Here is a 19,614-nt window from a genome sequence, read left to right as displayed (position 1 = left end):
CGCCGCCGGCGTCGTGATCACCGACCGATGGCCTGGCAGGTGAGCCGGATCGCGTGGGTCGCCGCGGCCGGGTACAGGTTCTGCTCGACTTCGGTGTGGGTCGGGTCGGCGTCGAATGCGGATCTGGCGGCGTGGTCGGGGAACGAGGAGATCTTGACCAGGTCAGGGCCGGGCCGGCCGGCCGGAGCTGTCTGCGGGTCCAGGATGTACTCGATGTGGTAGCCGAACCTGGACCGCAGGGGCTCGGTGCGCTCCTCATAGGTTCGGTAGGCCTCGCCGGTGCCGTCGCGGTAGGTGGCCACTTCGACGGTGTATGCCCGCGTAGTCGGTCCGGTCGGTGACGGGTCGGCCATGCGCAGGTATCCCTCGTAGGTCATCAGGTCTACTGATCCGGCGCGCAGAGGTTCGATCTGCTGGAACTCGGGGTCGGCGTTGAAGCGTTGGTACGCCTTCTTGTCGTCGTAATGGACGAGGTTGACGATGTCGGGTAACGCGAGTTGGTCTGCCTGGACCGTTGTGGGGCGCAGGCTGAGGTCTGCGGCGCCGCCATAGCGGGCGACGATCGGTGGCAGGTTCTGCAGGTAGTCGGCGAACATCTCCGGGTCGCGGACCCAGATGAACACGAGTTGGTGGTACCGGCGCCGGTCGGTCATGTTGGTCCCCTCTTGGCCTTAACGCGACATGCTTCGCGCTAAGTCTAGAAGTGCCGAAGACGCTAACGCAACTGCAGTCGTGTTAATGTGCAGGTATGGAGGAGCAGGTGGATCGGGTCCGCTCGAGGCCGGGCGGGCGCAGCGCCGATGTCCGAGACCGCGTCTTCCGCGCAGTGCGGGACGCCCTGGAACGCGGCGATCCGGGCGCGCTGACGATCGAGGAGGTCGCACGGCGCTCAGGTGTCCACAAGGCCACGATCTACCGTCGATGGGTGTCCACCGCCGGCCTGGTCGCCGATCTACTCGTCGCACTCACCCCAGTCACCACACCGCTGCCCGACACCGGCGATCTTTGTCGCGACCTGACAGACGTCGCCACCCGCGTCGCCGAAACCGTCGCCAGCCCGATGTCACAAGCCATGCTGCCGCTGGTCGCAGCAAGTACCGAAGACCGCCTCGCCCATGCCGCCGCAGGCTATTGGGCAAGCCTGTTCGAACACACCGCAACCATCGTCCGCCGAGCTCAGGAACGCGGCCAGGCAGCCACCGATGTCGATCCAGTCCACGCGATCGAAACGCTGGTCGCCCCCATCTACCTCCGCGCTCTGATCACCCACCAGCCGATGGACACCGCCGACATCACAGCCCTGGCCACACGGACGGTCCGGATGCTTCAGCCCTCCACAGTCCCCTAGACGAGTGATTCCTCCTTATGGGTGGGGACTGTGGATCGAACGGTGTTTCCGGCCTGACGCGTCAGCCTGACGGTCGGCGGGAGGGAGCCGTGACGGCGGCGACACCGGATACGGCGAGACTGGGCGGTGTGGCGAAGAAGAGGGAGCCGAAGGCTGTGTCGGCTGAGAAGCAGGGCCTGTCGTTGACGGCCGGATGGGCTGCTCAAGCAGTCGACCAAGGCGGAGCTCGAAACGGCGTTGAACCAGGAGATGACCGAGCACCTGGGTTATGAGAAGCACGAACCGGTCGGCGCAGGGTCGGGCAACATCCGCAATGGCACCCGGAGCAAGACGGTGTTGACCGAAGCCAGCGGGCATGTCGAGATTGACGTGCCGCGGGATCGCGCGGGTACGTTCGCGCCACAGATCCTCAAGAAGCGGCAGCGACGGCTGACCGGGGTCGACGAGGTGGTGCTCTCCGGTAGGGCACCATCCCTCGGCCGGCGGTGCCGAAAGTGCGGTGCATCACCTCCTGGATGTTGCGCAGCTCGACGAGCTCGTCACCGACGAGCACCTCAAACTCAAACAGGCATTGGCCGCCTGCCCACACCTGGACCGGACCGCACCCCGTGTCGCGGCGTTCGCCGACATCCTCACCTGGCGCGGTGTAAGCCCGCCGGGCAGTGGTCGGTATGCCGAGGTCGCAGCTTCGACCCGTGTTCGCCAGACCGCTTCAGCCTCGCGGTAATGCGCCTTCGCCCCACAACCGCGCGGCCGCCAACGCTGCCGTCGCAGTCGCTCTTGCGCAGACCCTAGGTCACCCATTTGCCGCGGCCACGTCGTCCAGGTACGCCCTCGCGGCGCGAGTCCATTCGCCAATCTCCTCAGGCGTGGCCGGCGGGTCCATGGGGAGGCTCCTCAGTTGTGCCGCATAGAAGCTATGCACGCTGTGCGCCCACGTCTCAAGCGCTTCCTCGACGTCGTCGCCGTCAGGCTCCTCGGCGAAAGCTGGGCCACATCAACCGGAAGGCCGGGGGTGCCGCGCCTCATCCTCATAACCCGATGATTCCGGAAACTGAGGCCAGGTCCGGCCTAGATGGCGTAGCTGTCCTTCCACCTAGCCCGTAAGCCGCCGAATCGACCCGGTCACGAAAACTGGGCCAGCGCCAAATTGCACCAGAGAAATCACCTGGGCACAGCGACACCGAAAGACAGCGAACCAAACCGCGCAGGTCACCCGGCACAAAGTTCAAGATCAAACCCTGCCAAGAAGTTGACGCGGGACTGTCTGGTAAACGGTGTGCGGGCCCGGCGTTTTCAGTGATTTGTGGGCTCGAAGCGTCCGGTGAAGGTGATTGCGAAGGCGTTGAGTGGTGCTTTCCACCGCATCATCCAGCGGGCTCTGCCGCCGCCGGTCGGGTCGAGCGATCTGGTGACAAGGTACAGACACTTCAACGCGGCTGCGTCGGTCGGGAAGTGCCCGCGGGCCTTGACCGCTCGGCGGTAGCGGGCGTTGATTGACTCGATGGCGTTGGTGGTGCAGATGACCTTGCGGATCTCGAGGTGGTACTCGAGGAAGGGCACGAACTCGGCCCAGGCGTTCTCCCACAGCCGCACGATTGCTGGGTAGCGGGTGCCCCACTGGTCGGCGAACTCGTTGAAGCGTTCCTTGGCAGCGGCTTCGGACGGAGCGGTGTAGACCGGTTGAGCGCCTTGGCGATCACGTCGCGATGCTGGCGGCCGGCGTAGCGGAAGCTGTTGCGGATCAGGTGCACCACGCACTGCTGGACCACGGTGTGTTCCCAGGTGGTGCAGATCGCCTCCGGCAGCCCCTTTCAAGCCGTCGCACACCGCGATCAGGACATCGGCCACGCCGCGGTTCTTCAGCTCGCTAAAGACCTGCAGCCAGAACCGCGCGCCCTCACCGCCCTGGCTGCCAGCCCAGATGCCGAGGATGTCGCGCTCACCGGCGGTCGTGACGCCCATGACCACGTAGAACGGGGTGTTGCGGACCTGCCCCTCGCGCACCTTCACCACCAGCGCGTCGACGAAGATGACCGGATAGATCGCATCCAGCGGCCGGCAGGACCACTCGGCCCTCTCCCCGACGACCTTCTCGGTGATCCGGCTGATGGTGTCCTTGCTGACCTTCGCCCCATAGACGTCCTCGAAGTGCGCGGCCACCTCCCCAGTGGTCAGCCCCCGCGCGGTCAGCGACAGCACGATCTCGTCGATCCCGTTCAGCCGGCGCTGCCGCTTCTTAACGATCGCAGGCTCGAAGGTCTCCAGCACCGTCTTGGTCAGGCTAGACAACAACCCGCCCGGGCCGACCAGGCTCACTCCCCGCTCGCGAGCCTGGACCAGCAGCCGCTCCGCGAGCTCCTTCTCATCGATCTCCTCACTCGCCACGTCGCCGATCATCCCAGCGTTCGCGGCAGGCTCCTCAGCAATGAACTCGGTCGTGTCCGTCACGGCCATCCCTCTCGGTCAGGCCGGGCCCCGCACACCGTTCATCGGACAGTCCCGTTGACGCACGACACCGGGTGCTGCGGGTGGTGCGGGTGCTGCGGGTGCTGCCGGTGGTGCGGTTGGTGCCGGGTGGTGCCGGGTGGTGCGGGTGCTGCGGGTGCTGCGGGTGGTGCGGGTGGTGCGGGTGCTGCCGGTGGTGCGGGTGGTGCCGGGTGGTGCGGGTGCTGCCGGTTCTGCCAGCCCAGGCCGCGTGCTGCTTCGCGCACTGGCTCGGCGATCAGGTTGGCCGGGGCGTGGCCGCGACTCGCTGCGGCTGTCCGGCACCTCGTACGGCGACCTGGCCGACGTGCAGGGCGCGTGGCCGGGTGGTCCAGGACCGGGCGACCATCGCGGCCTGGGTGGGTGGCGGCCGCGATGATCGGGCCTGGGTTATGGGCAGGTGGTGCCGCTGGGTGGGATGGTGCGGTCGGCGAGGTAGCGGTCGATGTGGTCGCGGGCGCAGGCGTTGCCGGGGTAGAGGGTGTGGCCTGGGCTGTCGTGGTAGACGCCGCCGCTGCCTGGCACCTGGGCGAGCACCCGGCTTGTCGCCTCGTACTCGTTCCAGTTGCCGGCACCGAGCAGCGGTGGGAGCCCACCCGGCAATGGTTCCGGCAGGTTCGTGGCCTTGGCCGGCCAGCCGACGCACAGCAAAGTGTTCATCGCGATCGTGTCGGTCGCGCCGACGTCGGGCACCAGCCGGCGCAGTCGGCGGACCGTCGCTTCAAGCTCGGACTGGTCGGAGAAGTGCGGCCAGTCGAGGCACTCCACAGCGGCGGGAGTGGGCACCGACGCGTACGGCCGCTGCGGCGGCGCCGGTGCGAACCCCGAGGCGTCGCCATTCTCGGCGTCAACGATCGCCTGCGCGAGCATGGGCCAGGTTTCGGAACCGCCCTTGGCAAGCGCCAAGCCGAAGCCCTGCAGGTCTCTCCCGTCGTAACGCGCGTCGACTGCCGGCGCTGGGATCGGCGTGCGGTCGGCCTTCGCCACCAGGCGCCGCCACCGCTGCGACAGGTTCGTGCCGTGCAGGACGCAAGCCGGAGTGTCCGCGCACCAGTTGAAGAACCTGCGGATCGAGTGCTCGTTCGCCAGCGCCAGCCCGTCCAGTTCGCGGTTCCAGTCGCGTGCGCTGTGGTTCCAGGTGCCGTCGAGCACCATCGTGCGTACGCGCTGCGGATAGAGCCGGGCATAGGACTGCGCGATGAAGCCACCGTAGGAAGCGCCGTAGAAGTTGACCTGCGCCTCACCGAGCGCCCGCCGGATCGCCTCGACGTCGCGCGCGTTGCTGGCGGAGTCCATATGGTCGAACAACTCCGGGTCGCGCACCCTGCACTCGTTGGCCGCGGCCCGGTTGCTTGCCGCCAGCGCGTCGAACTCCTGCTGGCTACGTGGGTAGGCCGGAACCCGCGTCGTGTGCCAGGTGCACGGGAGGTTCGGCGTGCTCAGGCCGGGCAGGCCGGGACCTCCCCTGATGTCCCAGGTCACGATGTTCATCCGCTGCCGCAGCCCGGCGAACGCCTGGTGACCGTACAGCCGCATCAGCTCGATGCTGTTGCCGATGGGGCCGCCGAAGTTGACCAGCACGGAGCGCGCGGGCGGTGGCGTCGCATCGTCGGGTTTCAGCCGGCCAACCATCAACGTGAGTTTGCGCCCACCGGGCTTGGACCAGTCGAGCGGCACTTCCAGCGGAGCGCACTCCATCTCCACGTTCGGAGGATCGCCTTCCGGACATGGCGCCCAGCGCAGTGACATAGGCCGGCTCACCGATGGCGGCTCCGCGGCGGCGGCTGCGGTGGCAGGGAGCAACACCACAGCCAGCGCGAGCACCAGCATGGCTCTGAGGGGGTTGAAGGTGGTCATGGGACAACCTTCTTGGTGGGGGAGGGGGTTGCGCATCGGAGCAGGGTTTGGGATTGGAAGTCATACCGTGGGCTGAGGAAAGCGCTAGCGATCGCAGGTAGCGTGCTCCTGAAGCCAACGAACGAACGGCCGAAGCTCCTCGAGTGCCTCGAAGACCCGGTCCCGCGCCTCCTCTGTATGCAGCCAGTCGTCGCAGCCGAGGTAGCGGGTCGCGGTCAGCGTACGGTGCCGCAGGAGATCGGCACGCTTGTGATCCCGGTCGTAGTCGCGCGGAACGCGTTTCGTGACCTCGCCGGCGATCTCATATCCCTTGGCCCGCAGGGTTTCCAGGACGTCCACGAGCTCCGCGCCCGCAGGGCTCGCGATCGCCGCGCGTACGACATCGATCCGCTGACTCCTCCGGAAGCCCCGCACCACGAGCCCGTCGAGATCGAACGTCACGACGCACTGGGTGTAGTCGCCCACGAGGAACAGCGCCCGCTGGCGCTGCCACGGCCAGAGCAGTTTGTCGAAGCCCCAGACGAAGAAGTCGTCATACACAGGATCGAGGTCCGCAATGTCCTGCATCAGCGCGATCATCGGCTGCCGGACGAGCTGTTCGCGCTGCTCGCGTAACGCCCGCCGCTCCTCCATGGTGGGATCGCCCTCGAGGCGCAGGAGTACGTCGAACGCCCGCTCCGGCCAGCCCTTGAAGCGTCCCATGGCAGCCGGCCTAGGAGCTCGCCTGCCCGCTGCCGCCAGTGCCGCCAGTGCCGCCGGTAAGGAGGTCGCCAGGCGCCAGATCCTGCTTCGTCAGCCCGCGGAACAGCAGGCCGACGTTCTCACCGGCTCCAGCCTGCTGTGTCGTCTTGCGGAACTGCTCGATGCCGTCCACGACAGCCGACGCCTGCGGACTGCCGGCCCGCGTGACGGAAACCTGCTGGCCGACCTGGACCTGCCCGGACTGGATCCGGCCGGTCGCGACCAGCCCGCGGCCGGTGATCTGGAAGACGTCCTCGACCTGCATACGGAAGTCGCCGGACGTTGCCGGAGCCGGCGCCGGCGCGGCTGCCGCGGGGTCTGCCTGCTGAGCCATCGCCGCGTGGCCCTGGGCCAGCATCTCCTCCGGCGTCGGCGGGTCATTGCGCCTGCGCACCCTGCGGAACCATCCCATGCACCTGATCGTAGAGCGGCCGGCCAGGTCAGCGCGGCAGGCCGGCGCCGGGACACACTCCCCAACCAGGCAGGTCGGGTACGTCGCCGTACCGCGAGGAGTCGTTGGTCGGCCGGTACCCGATGTCGTTCGCGAGATCCCACTGCGCCGGCTGGTTGGCCGACATGCCGTGGCAGACGGTGAACCGCACGTCGGCCTCGAGCGCGCGCTCGACCAGGCGCCGGAGGTCGTCCGGCGCCAGCCAGGCGGGCATCGCCTCCAGCGCTGGCGGCACAGGGTAGACCGCACCGAGGCGGAGCACGACGACCTGGATGCCGTGGCGGTAGGCCGCGACCCGCCCGGCGGCCTCGACGAACGCCTTGGTCGCGCCGTACGGGCAGCAGGGAGCCGGCGGGAGTGCGGGCGAGACGAGCGCGCCGGGGCGTACGTACTGTCCCATCGCGTGGCCGGAGCTCGCCAACACCACCTTGCTTACACCGGCGTCGGCGGCAGCTTCCAGCACGGTGGCGGCGGCGATCACGTTGGGCTCGTAGAGCTCGTCCCAGGTGGCCTCGGGGTTGGCGCTGGCAGCGAGATGGACGACCGCATCCATGCCCTCGACCACGCTCGCGGCGAACGCCGGGTCGGTGAGGTCGCCTGCGTGAGGGCCGCGGAGGTCGGTCTCGCGTACGTCATGGTGCTCGCGCAGGCCGGGGAGCAGCAGCCCGGCAACGCCACCGGCCGCGCCGGTGATCAGTACCCGCATGTCGTACGAATCTATGGCCTCGGAGTCGCGGCCGCTCGGGAGGGCATGGGGTGCCTCTCGCCTGGCCTCGCCGCGCCGATATCGTCAACGGGTCCTCGATCCATGTCGCTCGTTCCATCGGTTGCGTGATGCCGCTGCAGACCCAGACGCCCCTCTATCGCCGGCTGCGCACGCTGGCGCTACTCGAGTACGCCAACATCCCTTTGCAGGCGTGGATCTGGTTCTCCCAGATCGGCCTGCCCCTGAGCGGCCCGAACGCGGCGGGCTTCTTCGCGTTCGCCATCGTGCTGCTGCAGGCCGGGGCGTACTGGGTGGTGAAGCTGCGCCAGCTGCAGGCAGGCCTGGCAGCGCCGGAGGGGATGGAGCTGTTCGCGAAGCTTCGCCTCGCGAACCTGCCGCTCCTGGCACTGGTGGGCGTGTACGTCTGCCGCGCGGTCTCCATAGTGCCGTCGCGCGGCACGATCCCCGGCTTCATCTTCTTCGTGGTCGCAGTGCTGGAGTACGTCAACTACTTCCACATCCAGCTCATGCACGACACTGCCGGAGACCTGAACCGGCTCCGCCGTACCGGCCTCCGCAAGTCCCACCTCGCCCGCGACCTGTCCCGCCACACCGCCCAAGCTGGTTCCTGACCTCCTGCGGGCTACTCGCCCGACCGTCGGTGTCCCAGGCCTCGCCTGGCCGGCCTCCGTGACGTGTTGTGCGTGCGCTTTGCCTGTCGACTGACCTAGGAGATGGACAACACAAGCAGCAACTCCGAGGCAGACTGACGCGCGGGAGGGAACGTCCTTGGACGGCCAGGAGGCGGTGTCGTGGAGCCTGCTAGAGGATCGCGAGCTGGCTGAGCTCGAGGACGCCCAGGGGATGACCTTGGAAGATCCTGGCGAGATACGGGTTGGCCATCGTGCGGGCCTGGATCGCCAGCGGCGAGATGTTCCGTCAATGCAGGCGTCGTTCTCGAGATGTCGGTGACCGACCGGCCGGAATGTCGCAGGACGACATGGAGAGCCTCTCGAACGAGGTGGTGAGCCGGGCCTTGCTCGACGAACCGAGGCCTTCCGATGGTCGAAGACACTGCTGCACGATCCGGCCGAAGCGCCGCTGCTGGAGGAGTACGCCGATCCGACGAATGAGGCGGAGACCGTAGCCATTCAGTTGGATGCGTCGTCGGCGTTGGCGAAGATCGAGGACCCGCGGCAGCGACAGCTTCTGGCCTTGCGTTCAGCAGGCTTCAGTTGGGCCGAGATTGCGGAACGGGCCAACTTCCCCACGGCAGCTGCGGCCCGGGCCTTCTACGACCGCCTGCAGGAGAAGCTGCGATGAGGTCAGGCATCGTTCCGGTGTTGGAAGGACACCGTTCATCCTCTGGGCGGTCGACATCCTGCGATCCGAGCGCGAGAGGCCGCAGCCGGAACGGATCCTCACGTTGACCTTGACCGACCTCGATGATCGGCTTGCGGATCGTCCGGGCCGTCGGGCCATTCTGGAGGTGGTCGAGCAAAGGCTCTGGCTCGCACCTGTCTGGCGAAGCGGCGTCCGGCCGCAAGGTGAGCCGTCCGGCTTGACGGAGGGACTGGAGCTCCAGTTCGAGGCGGTGCGCCCTGGAAGCTACACCAGTAAGACGGTCATCAAGAACGTCGACGACACCATGCCGATGGCAATCATCGAGGCGAGTCTGGTCAGAGCAGTGGAGCTGGCGACGTTGATCAAACGGTCGTCGATAGGCGCGAGTGTGGACGACACGTTCGTGCGTCGGGTCGATTGGCAGGATGCCGATGACGTCGGATGGCGCGTCAGGGGCCGCGAGCGGCCTGCCGCCATGACCAGCACTGCCGAGTTGGTCGAAGCGGTAGCTGAGGGCGATCGTGCTGCGTTCGCGGAGTTGTATCGCGAGTTCGTGAGTGTAGTGCGGTTGGCGGTGTGGGATCAGCTGCGGGACGCGGATCAGGTGGCTGCTGTGGTGCAGGAGACGTTCGCGCGGGCGCTGCGGGCGCTGCCCAAACTGCGTGATCCGAACAGGTTCAGGCAATGGTTGCTGGCGATCGCCCGCCACACCGCGGTGGATGCGCGGCGGGACCAGTCGCGGCTGGTGCCGGCGGACCCGGACGATGCGGAGCCACTCAGCTGGTCGGAGGACTCAGCCGAGCTGGCCGCGCTACGTGATGTCGCGGCCATGGTCGAGGGCATGGTAGGCGGACTGTCGCGCCAGGACGCCGTGGCGTTGCGGCTGGTCACGTTGGGCTTCGATGTGTCGGACGTCGCCAGGGCACTGGGGGTGGGGAACGAGGCGGCCAGGGTCCTGCTGCACCGCGCGCGGTCTCGGCTGCGTTCGGCCTTGGTGCTGCAGTTGCTGTCCAGCGGACCTACCACCGCCTGCTCCCAGCTGACCGAGATCCTGGATCACCAGGGCATTGCTGCCGCCGGCCGGCACGCCGAGACCTGCGAGACCTGCTCGACCGCGGCCCGCAAGATCGTCTACGGAGAGGGACCGCGGTGAGGGCTATCGTGCGCGGCGTCTGGGGGAGCGGTGAACGAGGTCTGCGGCGGCGGTGGGCCAATCGGGGAGGTCGAACCTGAAGCCGGAGTCGAGGAGGCGGGTGGGGACGACGCGGCGGGACTTGAGGAGGAGTTCGGTGTCGGTGCGGAGGGCCCAGGCACCGAGCTCGGCCATCCAGGCCGTCGCGGGGAGGCCGAGGCGGGTGCCCCAGGCGCGGCGGAGGTCGCGCATGAAGTCGCGGTGGGGGAGGGGGCCCGGCGAGGAGAGGTTGATGGGGCCGGTCAGGTCGTCGCGGGTGAGGAGGTGGTCGACCGCGCGGACGAAGTCGCGGTCGTGGATCCACGAGACGTACTGCCGGCCGCCGGCGACGGCGCCGCCCAGCTGCCGGCGGACCATGCCGAGCAGAACGTCGAACACGCCGCCGCGGTCGGGGCTCATGACCATGGCGGCGCGGAGGGCGACCTGGCGGGTGTGAGGCGTGCCGGACTCGGACTGGGTGCGTTCCCAGGCCTTGGCGATCTCGACGCTGAACGCCCAGTAGTCCGGTACGCCGGCCTCCGTGCCGCCGATGACGCCGGTGGCCTCGTCGTTGGGCGCGTCGTACCGGTGGGCGTAGATCGTGGCGGTGCTCATCTGCAGCCACACCCGCGGCGGGCGAGCCGCACCCGCGATCGCCTCGCCGACGACACGCGTCGAGTCGACCCGCGACGACATCATCTGGTCGAGGTTGGCCCGGGTGTAACGGCAGCTGACGCTACGTCCGGCCAGGTTGACCACGACATCAGCGCCGTCGATCTCGTCGGACCAGGTGCCGAGCGTACGACCGTCCCACCGAACGAGGCGCGCGCCAGGCGGCAGCGCGGCCGCCCGGCGGCTGAGGACCACCACCTCATGACCGCGTTCGGCGAACGACCGGCCCAAGATGCCCCCGACTTGCCCTGTACCCCCAGGCAGCACAACCTTCATGACGATCCAGTGTCGAGGATGCGCTCGTACCTCAGGACCGCGGGCCTCAAGGAACGATCGAGGAGGGAACTGGGCCGCGACGCTACGCGTCAGACCCAACCAGATTCCCGATGCCGGCATCTCGGCGTGCAAGCTGACGTTGAGGGCGGGTATTTCGAAACTCGTGAGTACGTCAACGCCGTTAGGCGGAAAACGATGGGACGATAGGCCCTGTCCTTTTAGGGACTTTAGTCTGTGGGTTGTACAGCCAAATGGGCGGTCTTTATCCGCGGCGCAAGCCGGCCGGACGCCGATTCGTCGCACGCTTTACGTGCAGTAGAATGTGTCTACCCAGGTCAGGCGCACGCGCGCCGGATCCGGCAACCAGGAGCCTCCAAAACCTGGAGAAAAGTTCCGACAACCGGATGGTCGTCCCAGTGCTCATGTGAGTTGGGATGGGCGAGCCTGGCAATCTCCGGGCAAGTAATTCCGGACCGGAGATTCACCTGCAAAAAATCGGTGTTTGCGCGTGCGATGCGAAATACTGCGCAAAGAACTGGTGCCAACGGCCATGGCGACGTACTTGGGGAGTGCGGCGCCACAGGTCGCAGGTAGGGGTTGGGCAGTTCAAAAAAGAAGACAGTAGGGGCGGGACAAAGATGTTGGGCGAAGTCAGAACCGATCGTGCGCGGCTCGGTACGGAAATTGATGGGGAGTCATTCCTTCAATGGGCCGCGGAGACGATCCAACCCAAGGCAAAGGAGATCGGTCCGGTTGAACCTACCGGGCCGGCCGAGGAGCAGGGCCAGCGCCAACAGCTCGAGCTTCCCGAGCAGGCGTCACAGCCGCCGAGCCGGATCGCTTTGTTGGTGGAGGCGAGCCGGGCTGGGGACCAGACGGCGTTCGGGCAGCTGTACAAGGAATTCGTCGGCCTCGTACTGAAGGCGGTACGAGACCACCTGAGGGATCCCGATCTCGTGGCGGACGCGGTACAGGAAGCGTTCGCGCGCGCACTGCAGTCGCTGAACAAGCTGCGGGATCCGGACCGGTTCAAGCAGTGGTTGCTCGCCATCGCGCGGCACACCGCTGTCGACATTCGGCGGGATCAGTCGCGGTACGTCTACTCCGAGCCGGAGGAAGACACACCGGCGAACCCGGCGGACGACCCGGCCGACGTGACGGCTCTCCGGGAGATCTCCGGACTCGTCAACGGCGTGGTCGGCGGCCTCGGCCGGCGGGATGCCGTCGCGCTGCGGCTGGTGGCGCTCGGGTTCGACGTCGCGGACGTGGCGGCGGCGCTCGGGGTCAGCCATGGTGCGGCCAAGGTCGTTCTCTACCGTGCCAGGCGGCGGCTGCGCGCGCAGCTCGTACTCCAGCTGCTCGCTGCCGGCACCGGCGCGGCGTGCCAGGAACTGTCCGACATCGTCGACGCGGACGGCGTCGCGGCGGCGGGCAAGCACGCGGAGGCCTGTGAGGTCTGCTGCACGTTCGCACGCAAGGCGATTTACGGCGGCTGACGCCAGCACACAAACGCGCTCAGACGACAGAGAAGCAGACGGCTCGCCACACATGTGCGGGCCGTCTGCCATGCCCGACCGACCATCGACGCTCCAGGCAGACAACGCAGAAGCCCTGCCAGGCTTGGCGAAACCCTGCTCAGCGGCCGGTCGATTGACGTTCTGACGACACCGTGCCGCCGCCCGCCCACCAACCCCTGCGGCTACTCTCCTGCAGCGTTCTGGGGTATTTGCCCCAAAGACAACGAAGGAGAGAAATAGATGCGTAAGTACGCACTCGCCGCCGCAGGCTTCTTCGCACTCGCGACGGTCTTCGGTGGAGTGCTGGTCCCAGCCGCGCAGGCCGACACTGGCGCCTGCACGTCCTACCTCGAGGACGCCGGCGAGGACACGTCGGTCCGCGTGCAGGTGTGCGCGGAGACCGAGACCGCGGGCGACGCAGTCTCGCAGGAGTACGCGATGACGATCTGCCTGCCGCTGATGAGCATGACCGGCCTGCCGGAGGAGCACACCCTCGCGGCGTGCGCACTGGCCATCGAGCCGTAGGCCGGGAGAAAAGACGGACGCTGCGCTGTCGGGATCTCCCCGTACGATCCCGGCACCGCAGCGCCCATCTCCGAGCGCCGGGCACAAGCCCCCACAGAGCCCGGCGTCGAAGCCTTACCGAGGAGGTGCCGGCCTCCCGCGGTCCTTGTCGAGCCGGCGATCCTCGATCGCGGTCGCCAGCACCGCAAGTGTGATGACACTGAGGACGACCAGGCCGAAGACGATCAGCATCGCGGGCCACACCTCGTCCATCAGACGACCGCCGTGCTCGACGAGCAGCCAGATCGCGCCACCCCAGACAGCGGTCAGAATGACCGTTGCGATCACCTCGCCGGAGATCAGCAGGAAAACCCCGGCGATGATCACGATGATGACGCCCCAAACCCAGAGGTCCATCGCGCACCCGCTTTCGCCGTTTCATCCAGTACAACACGGCAGAGCCGGCCGACGCGACTGTCGAAATACTCATCCGCGACCTGAGTACGCGGCGCCAACCAGCAGATCGAGGTAGACGAGGTTCACCGCGACGTGGACCACGATCACAGCCCAGAGGTTGCGGTACCGCGACCAGAGGTAGCCCTGCATCAGCCCGAACACGCCCTGGAACGCGACGATGCTCGCCAGCCCGAGCCCAAGCCCCAACGTGCCCAGCCGGTCCAGGTGCATGAACGCGAACACGAGCGAGCTCACCAGGATGGCCGGCCACCGGCCGTACAGACTCTCGAGCCTGGTCTGCAGCCAGCCGCGGTAGAAGAACTCCTCGAGCACACTGGCCGTCAGCAACGTGAGCGACGACGCGACCGCCAGCGTGATCGGGTCGGGCAGCTCCTGGGTGACCGGTCGCGCGAACGGCCAGACCTCCGAGAGCACGAACCACACCAGCACGGCGGGCACGGGCGCGAGCCAGACCACCGGCCGTGGAATCGCCCGGGCGACCGCGCCGCCACCGAGCCGGCGGCCCAGCCGGATGACGACCAGCGCGGCGAGCAGCAGCATCAGCACCTTCAGCACGAGGTACCAGGCAGTCTTCGACAGCCCGAGAATCGTGAACGGGAACGCCACGGCCAGCGCCAGCAGCACCAACGCCTCCCAGCGCAGCCGCGACCGGGGGACGTCCGCCAGCGGTTCGGAAACCTCGGTACGTGGCGGGATCAGCCGCGTGAGCAGCATGGCTGCCAGCGCTGGTACGGCCGTCGCCCACAGCGACGACTTCGTGGCACCCGGGTCGGCGGACGTCATGATCGACGTGTTGCCGCTGAGGATCAACCATGAGTACACGAGTCCGAAGACCGCGACTCCGGCGGCGACCACCACACGTCGTCCATTCATACCCAGATCCTCCGGGATCCACGCTGCCCTGACGATCGATCGAACGTAGGACCCGCCCTCGTTCGTCCGGAGGACACCGCCGCTGACAACAGCCGGTTGCCTGGAGTTTCGCAATCGGCCGACACGGAGATTCGGGCGGAGTAAGGTCTGCACTCAGTTTCGCCAGTTGATCCGGAATGCCTGTGGGGGGCTCAGTGAAACGCCGCAGCCAAGGGCTCGCGTTCGCTCTCGTCGTCGTTGTCTCCGCTCTGCTCGCCGTCGTGCAGGCGCCGGCCCAGGCCGTGCAGAGCCGGCACGACAGGATCGTCAGCGCCGTTCCGTCGGCCAGCACACCGCACGTTCTCGACGGCCGCGTGCTCGCCGTCGTCGAGGCCGGTGATCTGATGGTGCTCGGCGGCCGGTTCAGCCAGGTGAGCTCGCCGGACGGGCAGACCACCTACAACCGCGACAATCTGGTCGCTTTCGACAAGCACACGGGCCAGGTGAGTACGGCGTTCGCGCCGCACACCGACGGCGACGTGGAGGCGCTCGTCGTCTCGGCCGACGGCAACTCGGTCTACGTCGGCGGGCGGTTCGACACGATCGACGGTCAGGGCCCGAGAACCCTTGCCAGGTTGAGTCTTTCCGACGGCACACCGGTGCCGGGCTTCACCGCGCCGAGCCTGAACGGCCGGATCAACGACCTGAAGCTGTCGGACGGGCGGCTCTGGATCGCCGGCAACTTCGGGTACGTCGCCGACCGCCTCCAGCCCGCGCTCGCCACGCTGAACGCGGCGACCGGCGCGTTCGACTCGTTCACCCGCGTCCAGTTCGCGGAGCCGCGAGAGGAGGGCCAGGGCCTGCAGGTACTCAAGTTCGACATCACGCCGGACGGAGACCGGCTGGTCGCGATCGGCAACTTCACCACGATCGACGGCCAGAGCCGTTACCAGGCAGGCGTGCTCGACCTCAGCGGCCCGAGCGCGACGGTCGCCGACTGGCAGACGCAGTTCTTCACCACCGCGTGCTCGGGGGCGTTCGACTCCTACATGCGCGACGTCGACTTCAGTCCGGACGGCGCCTACTTCGTGATCGTGACGACGGGCTCGTACGGCGGCGGACCGCCAGGCGCGTGCGACACCTCGAGCCGGTTCGAGACCTCCGCCACGGGACAGGCGATCCAGCCGACCTGGGTCGAGTACACCGGCGGCGACACCACGCTGTCCGTCGCCGTGACGGGTGCGGCGGTCTACACCGGCGGGCACTTCCGCTGGCAGAACAACCCGTACGCCGGCGACCAGGCCGGCCGCGGCGCGGTCGACCGGCCCGGCCTGGCGAGCCTCGATCCGGTCAACGGCGTCCCGTACACCTGGAATCCCACGCGTACGTTGGGCGTCGGCGTCTTCGACATCCTCGCGACCGACGAGGGCATCTGGGTCGCGTCCGACACCGACCGGATCGGTGACTGGCTCTATCGCGGCCGGATCGCGTTCTTCCCGCTCACGGGCGGCACCGAAGTCGCCGCGCCCTATCCCGGCGAGTTGCCCGGCACGCTCTACACCGCGCCGGCGGGCACGACGAGCGTCCTGCGGCAACGGAGCTTCGACGGAACGACGCTCGGCGAGCCGAGCGACGCCGGCACCGGCGGGATCGCCTGGCAGAACACCCGCGGCGCGTTCATGCTGAACGGCACGCTCTACACCGGCCAGTCCGACGGTGCGTTCGTCCGCCGTACGTACGACGGCACGCAGTTCGGCACAGCGGTGACGATCAACGTGGCCGACCAACTGGTCGCCGACACCATCTGGCACAGCCACATCCAGACGGCCAACGGCATGTTCTACAGCAACGGCCGGATCTACTACGCGCGGACGAGCACCAACCAGTTGCTGTACCGAAACTTCAACGTGCAAAGCGATGTCGTCGATCCGCGCGCGGTGGTGGCCGACACCGGGACCGCCGGCATCGACTGGCGGCAGGCGCGCGGCATGGTGCTGGCCGGCGACACGTTGTACTTCGGCTACAGCGGATTCCCGGCGGGCCTGCGCAAGGTGCACTTCGCCGACGGGCAGGTGACCGGACCCGTCGAGATCGTCAGCACGGAAGGCGACTGGAACAACCGCTCAATGTTCCTCTACGCCGGCGTGCCGAACCAGCCGCCGGTCGCGACGTTCACCGTCGCGTGCGAGGACCTCACCTGCTCGGTCGACGGCAGTGGTTCGTCCGACCCGGACGGCAGTATCGCCGGCTATGAATGGACCTTCGGCGACGGCGGTACGGCAACCGGGGCGACCGCCTCGCACACCTACGATGCCGAAGGAAACTACGACATCACGCTCACCGTCACCGACAACAGCGGCCGCGCCACCCAGGACGTCGAACCGGTCGAGGTGGCCGCGCCGCTCCAGGGTGTGACGTTCGTCGGCGCGGCGGCGACCAACGCCAACGCACAGAGCTTCCAGGCCAAGGTGCCCGACGTGGTGCAGGCCGGCGACCGGATGCTGTTGTTCCTCACGTTGAACGCGACCGACCGGACCATCACACCGCCGGCCGGCTGGACGTTGCTCGGCGCAGAGCCGACCAGCTCGGCGACGACGAGCGTGTGGCAGAAGCAGGCCACAGCCTCCGACGCGGGCAGCCAGGTCGGCGTCGGGGTGTCGGCGTTCACCAAGGGCGCGCTGACGGTCGTGGCCTATCGCGGTCCGAACCTCGTCGTCCGGGCCTGGGACAGTGCGCCGGAGGCGACGGCGAGAACCACGCACACCACGCCGGCGCTGGCCGGAGTCAGCGGTGCGAGGCTGGTCAGCTACTGGGGTGAGAAGTCGTCCGGAACCACCAGCTGGACCATGCCGGCCGGAAACACCAAGCAGAGCGAGACGTTCGGCGAAGGCGGCGGCCGGATCGCTTCGCTGCTGGCGGAATCGGACGCGCTGGCAGGCACCGGCACGGTCGGCGGCCTGGCGGCGACGACCAACTACGCCAGCGCGCAGGCGTCGATGTGGTCGATCCTCGTGGGGCCCGCCCAGTGAGCGACTCGAAGACCGATCCGGTGACAGGCCCGGCGACTGTGCCGGCGAAGCTGCTCGCGCTGGTCCACCGCAGGCCGTTCGTGGCGGGCGGGATCGCGGCGGTTGTCGTCGTGGCGATCGTCCTCGCGGTGCTGGCGTTCCGCCCGGATCCAGACGATGGCACCGGGCCGACCGCCGCACAGGAAACGCGGGCAGCGCCGAAGTCCGCCCGGCCGGGCCAGGCCGAGCAGCAAGGTCCCACTCCGGAGCCGACGACCTCGGCGACGCCCGCCGATGCCGCCGAGCTCGCGCCACCCGCGGAGTACTCCGACCGGCCACGTGGCAACGATTCCACGGCCGAGGCCCGCCTCGTCGGCGTCGACGCGGGCAAGGGCAGGGGCTCGGAGACCGTCACGTTCTCCTTCGACGGCAAGGGAAAGCTGCCGAAATACCACGTCGAGTACACCGATGTCGTCCGCCTCTATCCCGACGAGGAGCCGATCCCGGTCAACGGCAACGCCTACCTCGTCGTGTCGTTCGAGCTGACCGATCCCAACCAGGCCGGCAAGCTGTCGTTCCCGCCGAGCATCCAGGCCGGGCAGCCGCAGATCCAGGAAGTCCTGCTGTACGACAACCTCGCGCGCAGCCTGAAGTTCGCGATCGGGCTGGAGCGCAAGACCCGCTTTCGCGTACTGACGCCGAAGGATCCCAGCCGGCTCGTGGTCGAGATCCAACGGTAGGCCCAGGGAGACCAGAACCTCGTAGAGTGGCCGGATGGCTGACCTCTATATCGACGTGTTCGCGAGGACGGTGGCGAGCGCGTGCCCGGCGGTTTCGAGGGCGTCGGGAGCCTGGCGGGCGGCGATGCCGGCGCCGGACGCGAAGGACTCAAGGTTGCCTTCGGCCGGGTCGTGGTCGGGGAATCGGCAGCTCCCCAAGGGCGATCGCCTCGCCGCGGGCGCCGCGGACGAGCCGGCCGTCGGCGATGAGCGTGGACGAGAGGCCGATGCCGATCGACACGTAGAACAGGCCGGACGTTTCGGCGCCCGCGCCGAGCTTCCACTCCGCGAGCGCGCCGCATCGAACGTCGGACTCGACGATGGTTGGGCCCGGGCCGAGCAGCTCGGCGGGCTGCCGGCTCCGGGCCAGTACCTCGCGCGAGGTCAGCCGGCCCGAAGCGTCCACGTACTCAGGGAATCCGGCGCCGGCCGCGGCGATCCGCCAGCCGCGCTCGGCCGCCTCGGCCCGCAGGTGTGCGGCGAGTGCGAGCGTGCCGGCCAGCTCCGGATCGCCGAGGCCGACGTCGGAACGAGGGGTGGGTCGCTCGGCCTGGAAGCGGATCCGCCCGTTCGGGTCGAGCAGTCCGCCGGCGAGCTTGGTGCCGCCGATGTCCAGGCCGAGCACGACGTCGTTGGTTTGTCCGGTCATTTCCAGTCGGGCCGCTGCCAGTAGTAGTCGTGCGGTGTCTCCAGCTGACGCGGCGGGGCGGCGAACCCCATGATGTACGCGCGTCGCGGGCCGTCCGAGCGGTTCGGACCGGCGTAGTGCACCGTACGGCAGTGGTGGATGGTGCAGCCACCCGCCGGCAGCGGACACGCGACAGCCAGGCTTTCGTCGACGGCCTCGTCGGCCTCGAGCGCGTGCGCCTCCAGGTCGACGATGTGGTGCGATACAACGCCGGCGTGGTGGCTGCCGGGCAGGAAGTGCATGCAGCCGTTCTCCACAGTGGCTTCCTGCAACGGCATCCAGACGCTCAGCGAGGAGTGTTCGTACACGGGGTTCCAGTAGGCCTCGTCCTGGTGCCATGGTGTCGGCGCGCCCAGGCCTGGAGGTTTCAGGATGGCGTGGTCGCCGCCGCGTTTGGTCTCGTCGCCCAGGAGCTGCTTGGCGATCGACAGGGCGTTGGCGCGGGCCTGCGTCTCGACGAGCTCGGGTGCGTACTTCTCCGGGCTGAGGATCTGTGGCAGCGTTTCCACACCGTCCTCGTTGACCTTGGTCAACTCCAGGTGGTCGCCGTCGGCGAAAGCCGCGCTGCCGCGGGCGAACAGCTTGTCGTAGACCTTGCGGAGGAACTCGATCTCGTCCGGAGTGGTCAGGTCCTCGATTCGCAGGAAGCCGTCGCGATGGAACGCCGCGACCTGCTCCTCGGAAAGTTCGTACGTCATGGGTTCGACCGTAGGCCCGAGACGGTGGAGAGACTTGC

19 protein-coding genes and 1 pseudogene are annotated in these 19,614 nt (G+C 68.1%); 9 read left to right on the top strand and 11 right to left on the bottom strand.

Annotation, left to right across the window (positions count from 1 at the left end; genetic code table 11):
- Window positions 1-17: 17 nt before the first annotated feature.
- On the bottom strand, window positions 18-653 hold the full coding sequence (locus tag ACYVF6_RS31580) for a DUF1330 domain-containing protein (protein WP_460526300.1): 636 nt from the start codon (window positions 651-653) through the stop codon (window positions 18-20).
- Window positions 654-748: 95 nt separating this feature from the next.
- Here ACYVF6_RS31580 and ACYVF6_RS31575 point away from each other — a divergent pair, with 95 nt between their 5' ends.
- Together ACYVF6_RS31575 and ACYVF6_RS31570 are read left to right on the top strand one after the other, a co-directional pair.
- Window positions 749-1,348, top strand: a complete 600-nt coding sequence (locus ACYVF6_RS31575; protein WP_460526298.1) for a TetR/AcrR family transcriptional regulator — start codon at window positions 749-751, stop codon at window positions 1,346-1,348.
- A 161-nt stretch (window positions 1,349-1,509) separates the two neighbouring features.
- Window positions 1,510-1,825 (top strand): annotated as a pseudogene (locus ACYVF6_RS31570) (transposase); the annotation flags it as partial.
- 819 nt (window positions 1,826-2,644) lie between these two features.
- Here ACYVF6_RS31570 and ACYVF6_RS31565 read toward each other — a convergent pair.
- Window positions 2,645-3,799, bottom strand: coding sequence for an IS256 family transposase (locus tag ACYVF6_RS31565; protein ID WP_460526296.1), 1,155 nt, complete (start codon window positions 3,797-3,799; stop codon window positions 2,645-2,647).
- Between the two features lie 139 nt (window positions 3,800-3,938).
- Here ACYVF6_RS31565 and ACYVF6_RS31560 point away from each other — a divergent pair, with 139 nt between their 5' ends.
- Window positions 3,939-4,214, top strand: a complete 276-nt coding sequence (locus ACYVF6_RS31560) for a hypothetical protein (protein ID WP_460526294.1) — start codon at window positions 3,939-3,941, stop codon at window positions 4,212-4,214.
- An 11-nt stretch (window positions 4,215-4,225) separates the two neighbouring features.
- On the opposite strand, the gene ACYVF6_RS31555 is transcribed toward ACYVF6_RS31560, so the two are convergent.
- From ACYVF6_RS31555 to ACYVF6_RS31540, 4 genes are all read right to left on the bottom strand, one after another.
- Window positions 4,226-5,692: an alpha/beta hydrolase family protein gene (locus ACYVF6_RS31555; protein ID WP_460526292.1), complete on the bottom strand. Its 1,467-nt coding sequence runs from the start codon at window positions 5,690-5,692 to the stop codon at window positions 4,226-4,228.
- An 84-nt stretch (window positions 5,693-5,776) separates the two neighbouring features.
- A complete protein-coding gene (locus tag ACYVF6_RS31550; protein ID WP_460526290.1) occupies window positions 5,777-6,394 on the bottom strand; it encodes a DUF2461 domain-containing protein in 618 nt (205 codons plus the stop codon).
- Window positions 6,395-6,404: 10 nt separating this feature from the next.
- Window positions 6,405-6,845: an EF-Tu/IF-2/RF-3 family GTPase gene (locus ACYVF6_RS31545; protein WP_460526288.1), complete on the bottom strand. Its 441-nt coding sequence runs from the start codon at window positions 6,843-6,845 to the stop codon at window positions 6,405-6,407.
- Between the two features lie 28 nt (window positions 6,846-6,873).
- Window positions 6,874-7,590: an NAD-dependent epimerase/dehydratase family protein gene (locus ACYVF6_RS31540; protein ID WP_460526286.1), complete on the bottom strand. Its 717-nt coding sequence runs from the start codon at window positions 7,588-7,590 to the stop codon at window positions 6,874-6,876.
- 128 nt (window positions 7,591-7,718) lie between these two features.
- Here ACYVF6_RS31540 and ACYVF6_RS31535 point away from each other — a divergent pair, with 128 nt between their 5' ends.
- Window positions 7,719-8,222 carry a hypothetical protein gene (locus tag ACYVF6_RS31535; RefSeq protein WP_460526284.1) on the top strand — a complete coding sequence of 168 codons (504 nt, stop codon included), beginning with the start codon at window positions 7,719-7,721 and terminating at the stop codon, window positions 8,220-8,222.
- Window positions 8,223-9,151: 929 nt separating this feature from the next.
- Window positions 9,152-10,087 (top strand): RNA polymerase sigma factor, encoded by a 936-nt coding sequence (locus ACYVF6_RS31530; RefSeq protein WP_460526282.1) that lies wholly within the window; start codon window positions 9,152-9,154, stop codon window positions 10,085-10,087.
- 3 nt (window positions 10,088-10,090) lie between these two features.
- On the opposite strand, the gene ACYVF6_RS31525 is transcribed toward ACYVF6_RS31530, so the two are convergent.
- Window positions 10,091-11,053, bottom strand: a complete 963-nt coding sequence (locus ACYVF6_RS31525) for an epimerase (protein WP_460526280.1) — start codon at window positions 11,051-11,053, stop codon at window positions 10,091-10,093.
- A gap of 848 nt (window positions 11,054-11,901) precedes the next feature.
- Here ACYVF6_RS31525 and ACYVF6_RS31520 point away from each other — a divergent pair.
- Together ACYVF6_RS31520 and ACYVF6_RS31515 are read left to right on the top strand one after the other, a co-directional pair.
- On the top strand, window positions 11,902-12,549 hold the full coding sequence (locus tag ACYVF6_RS31520) for an RNA polymerase sigma factor (RefSeq protein WP_460526278.1): 648 nt from the start codon (window positions 11,902-11,904) through the stop codon (window positions 12,547-12,549).
- A 261-nt stretch (window positions 12,550-12,810) separates the two neighbouring features.
- A complete protein-coding gene (locus ACYVF6_RS31515; RefSeq protein ID WP_460526277.1) occupies window positions 12,811-13,095 on the top strand; it encodes a hypothetical protein in 285 nt (94 codons plus the stop codon).
- A gap of 114 nt (window positions 13,096-13,209) precedes the next feature.
- On the opposite strand, the gene ACYVF6_RS31510 is transcribed toward ACYVF6_RS31515, so the two are convergent.
- A complete protein-coding gene (locus ACYVF6_RS31510; RefSeq protein WP_460526275.1) occupies window positions 13,210-13,491 on the bottom strand; it encodes a hypothetical protein in 282 nt (93 codons plus the stop codon).
- Between the two features lie 69 nt (window positions 13,492-13,560).
- Complete coding sequence (locus tag ACYVF6_RS31505; protein WP_460526274.1) at window positions 13,561-14,424, bottom strand: lysostaphin resistance A-like protein; 864 nt, start codon at window positions 14,422-14,424, stop codon at window positions 13,561-13,563.
- Window positions 14,425-14,618: 194 nt separating this feature from the next.
- On the opposite strand from ACYVF6_RS31505, the gene ACYVF6_RS31500 reads away from it, so the two are divergent.
- Both ACYVF6_RS31500 and ACYVF6_RS31495 read left to right on the top strand, forming a co-directional pair.
- The gene (locus tag ACYVF6_RS31500) at window positions 14,619-17,432 is read left to right on the top strand and encodes a PKD domain-containing protein (protein ID WP_460526273.1); all 2,814 of its coding nucleotides are present in this window, start codon (window positions 14,619-14,621) and stop codon (window positions 17,430-17,432) included.
- A complete protein-coding gene (locus ACYVF6_RS31495; RefSeq protein ID WP_460526272.1) occupies window positions 17,429-18,151 on the top strand; it encodes an AMIN-like domain-containing (lipo)protein in 723 nt (240 codons plus the stop codon). The genes ACYVF6_RS31500 and ACYVF6_RS31495 overlap by 4 nt, the downstream gene beginning before the upstream one ends.
- Before the next feature lie 148 nt (window positions 18,152-18,299).
- Here ACYVF6_RS31495 and ACYVF6_RS31490 read toward each other — a convergent pair whose 3' ends face one another.
- Together ACYVF6_RS31490 and ACYVF6_RS31485 are read right to left on the bottom strand one after the other, a co-directional pair.
- Entirely contained in the window at window positions 18,300-18,839 is a 540-nt protein-coding gene (locus ACYVF6_RS31490) for an ROK family protein (RefSeq protein WP_460526271.1), read from the bottom strand.
- The gene (locus ACYVF6_RS31485; RefSeq protein WP_460526269.1) at window positions 18,836-19,576 is read right to left on the bottom strand and encodes a phytanoyl-CoA dioxygenase family protein; all 741 of its coding nucleotides are present in this window, start codon (window positions 19,574-19,576) and stop codon (window positions 18,836-18,838) included. Before ACYVF6_RS31485 ends, ACYVF6_RS31490 begins: the two co-directional genes overlap by 4 nt.
- Window positions 19,577-19,614: the final 38 nt, after the last annotated feature.

Source organism: Flindersiella endophytica, assembly GCF_054779015.1.
The sequence above is the reverse complement of the archived record's forward strand: the minus strand, read 5'-3'. Positions and strand labels throughout refer to the sequence as shown.

What these genes read in the sequence shown, in the direction of transcription:
- ACYVF6_RS31580 (WP_460526300.1), bottom strand. Translation starts at nt 653, where the DNA reads ATGACCGACCGGCGCCGGTACCACCAACTCGTGTTCATCTGGGTCCGC.
- ACYVF6_RS31575 (WP_460526298.1), top strand. Translation starts at nt 749, where the DNA reads ATGGAGGAGCAGGTGGATCGGGTCCGCTCGAGGCCGGGCGGGCGCAGC.
- ACYVF6_RS31555 (WP_460526292.1), bottom strand. Translation starts at nt 5,692, where the DNA reads ATGACCACCTTCAACCCCCTCAGAGCCATGCTGGTGCTCGCGCTGGCT.
- ACYVF6_RS31550 (WP_460526290.1), bottom strand. Translation starts at nt 6,394, where the DNA reads ATGGGACGCTTCAAGGGCTGGCCGGAGCGGGCGTTCGACGTACTCCTG.
- ACYVF6_RS31545 (WP_460526288.1), bottom strand. Translation starts at nt 6,845, where the DNA reads ATGGGATGGTTCCGCAGGGTGCGCAGGCGCAATGACCCGCCGACGCCG.
- ACYVF6_RS31540 (WP_460526286.1), bottom strand. Translation starts at nt 7,590, where the DNA reads ATGCGGGTACTGATCACCGGCGCGGCCGGTGGCGTTGCCGGGCTGCTG.
- ACYVF6_RS31535 (WP_460526284.1), top strand. Translation starts at nt 7,719, where the DNA reads ATGCCGCTGCAGACCCAGACGCCCCTCTATCGCCGGCTGCGCACGCTG.
- ACYVF6_RS31525 (WP_460526280.1), bottom strand. Translation starts at nt 11,053, where the DNA reads ATGAAGGTTGTGCTGCCTGGGGGTACAGGGCAAGTCGGGGGCATCTTG.
- ACYVF6_RS31515 (WP_460526277.1), top strand. Translation starts at nt 12,811, where the DNA reads ATGCGTAAGTACGCACTCGCCGCCGCAGGCTTCTTCGCACTCGCGACG.
- ACYVF6_RS31510 (WP_460526275.1), bottom strand. Translation starts at nt 13,491, where the DNA reads ATGGACCTCTGGGTTTGGGGCGTCATCATCGTGATCATCGCCGGGGTT.
- ACYVF6_RS31505 (WP_460526274.1), bottom strand. Translation starts at nt 14,424, where the DNA reads ATGAATGGACGACGTGTGGTGGTCGCCGCCGGAGTCGCGGTCTTCGGA.
- ACYVF6_RS31490 (WP_460526271.1), bottom strand. Translation starts at nt 18,839, where the DNA reads ATGACCGGACAAACCAACGACGTCGTGCTCGGCCTGGACATCGGCGGC.
- ACYVF6_RS31485 (WP_460526269.1), bottom strand. Translation starts at nt 19,576, where the DNA reads ATGACGTACGAACTTTCCGAGGAGCAGGTCGCGGCGTTCCATCGCGAC.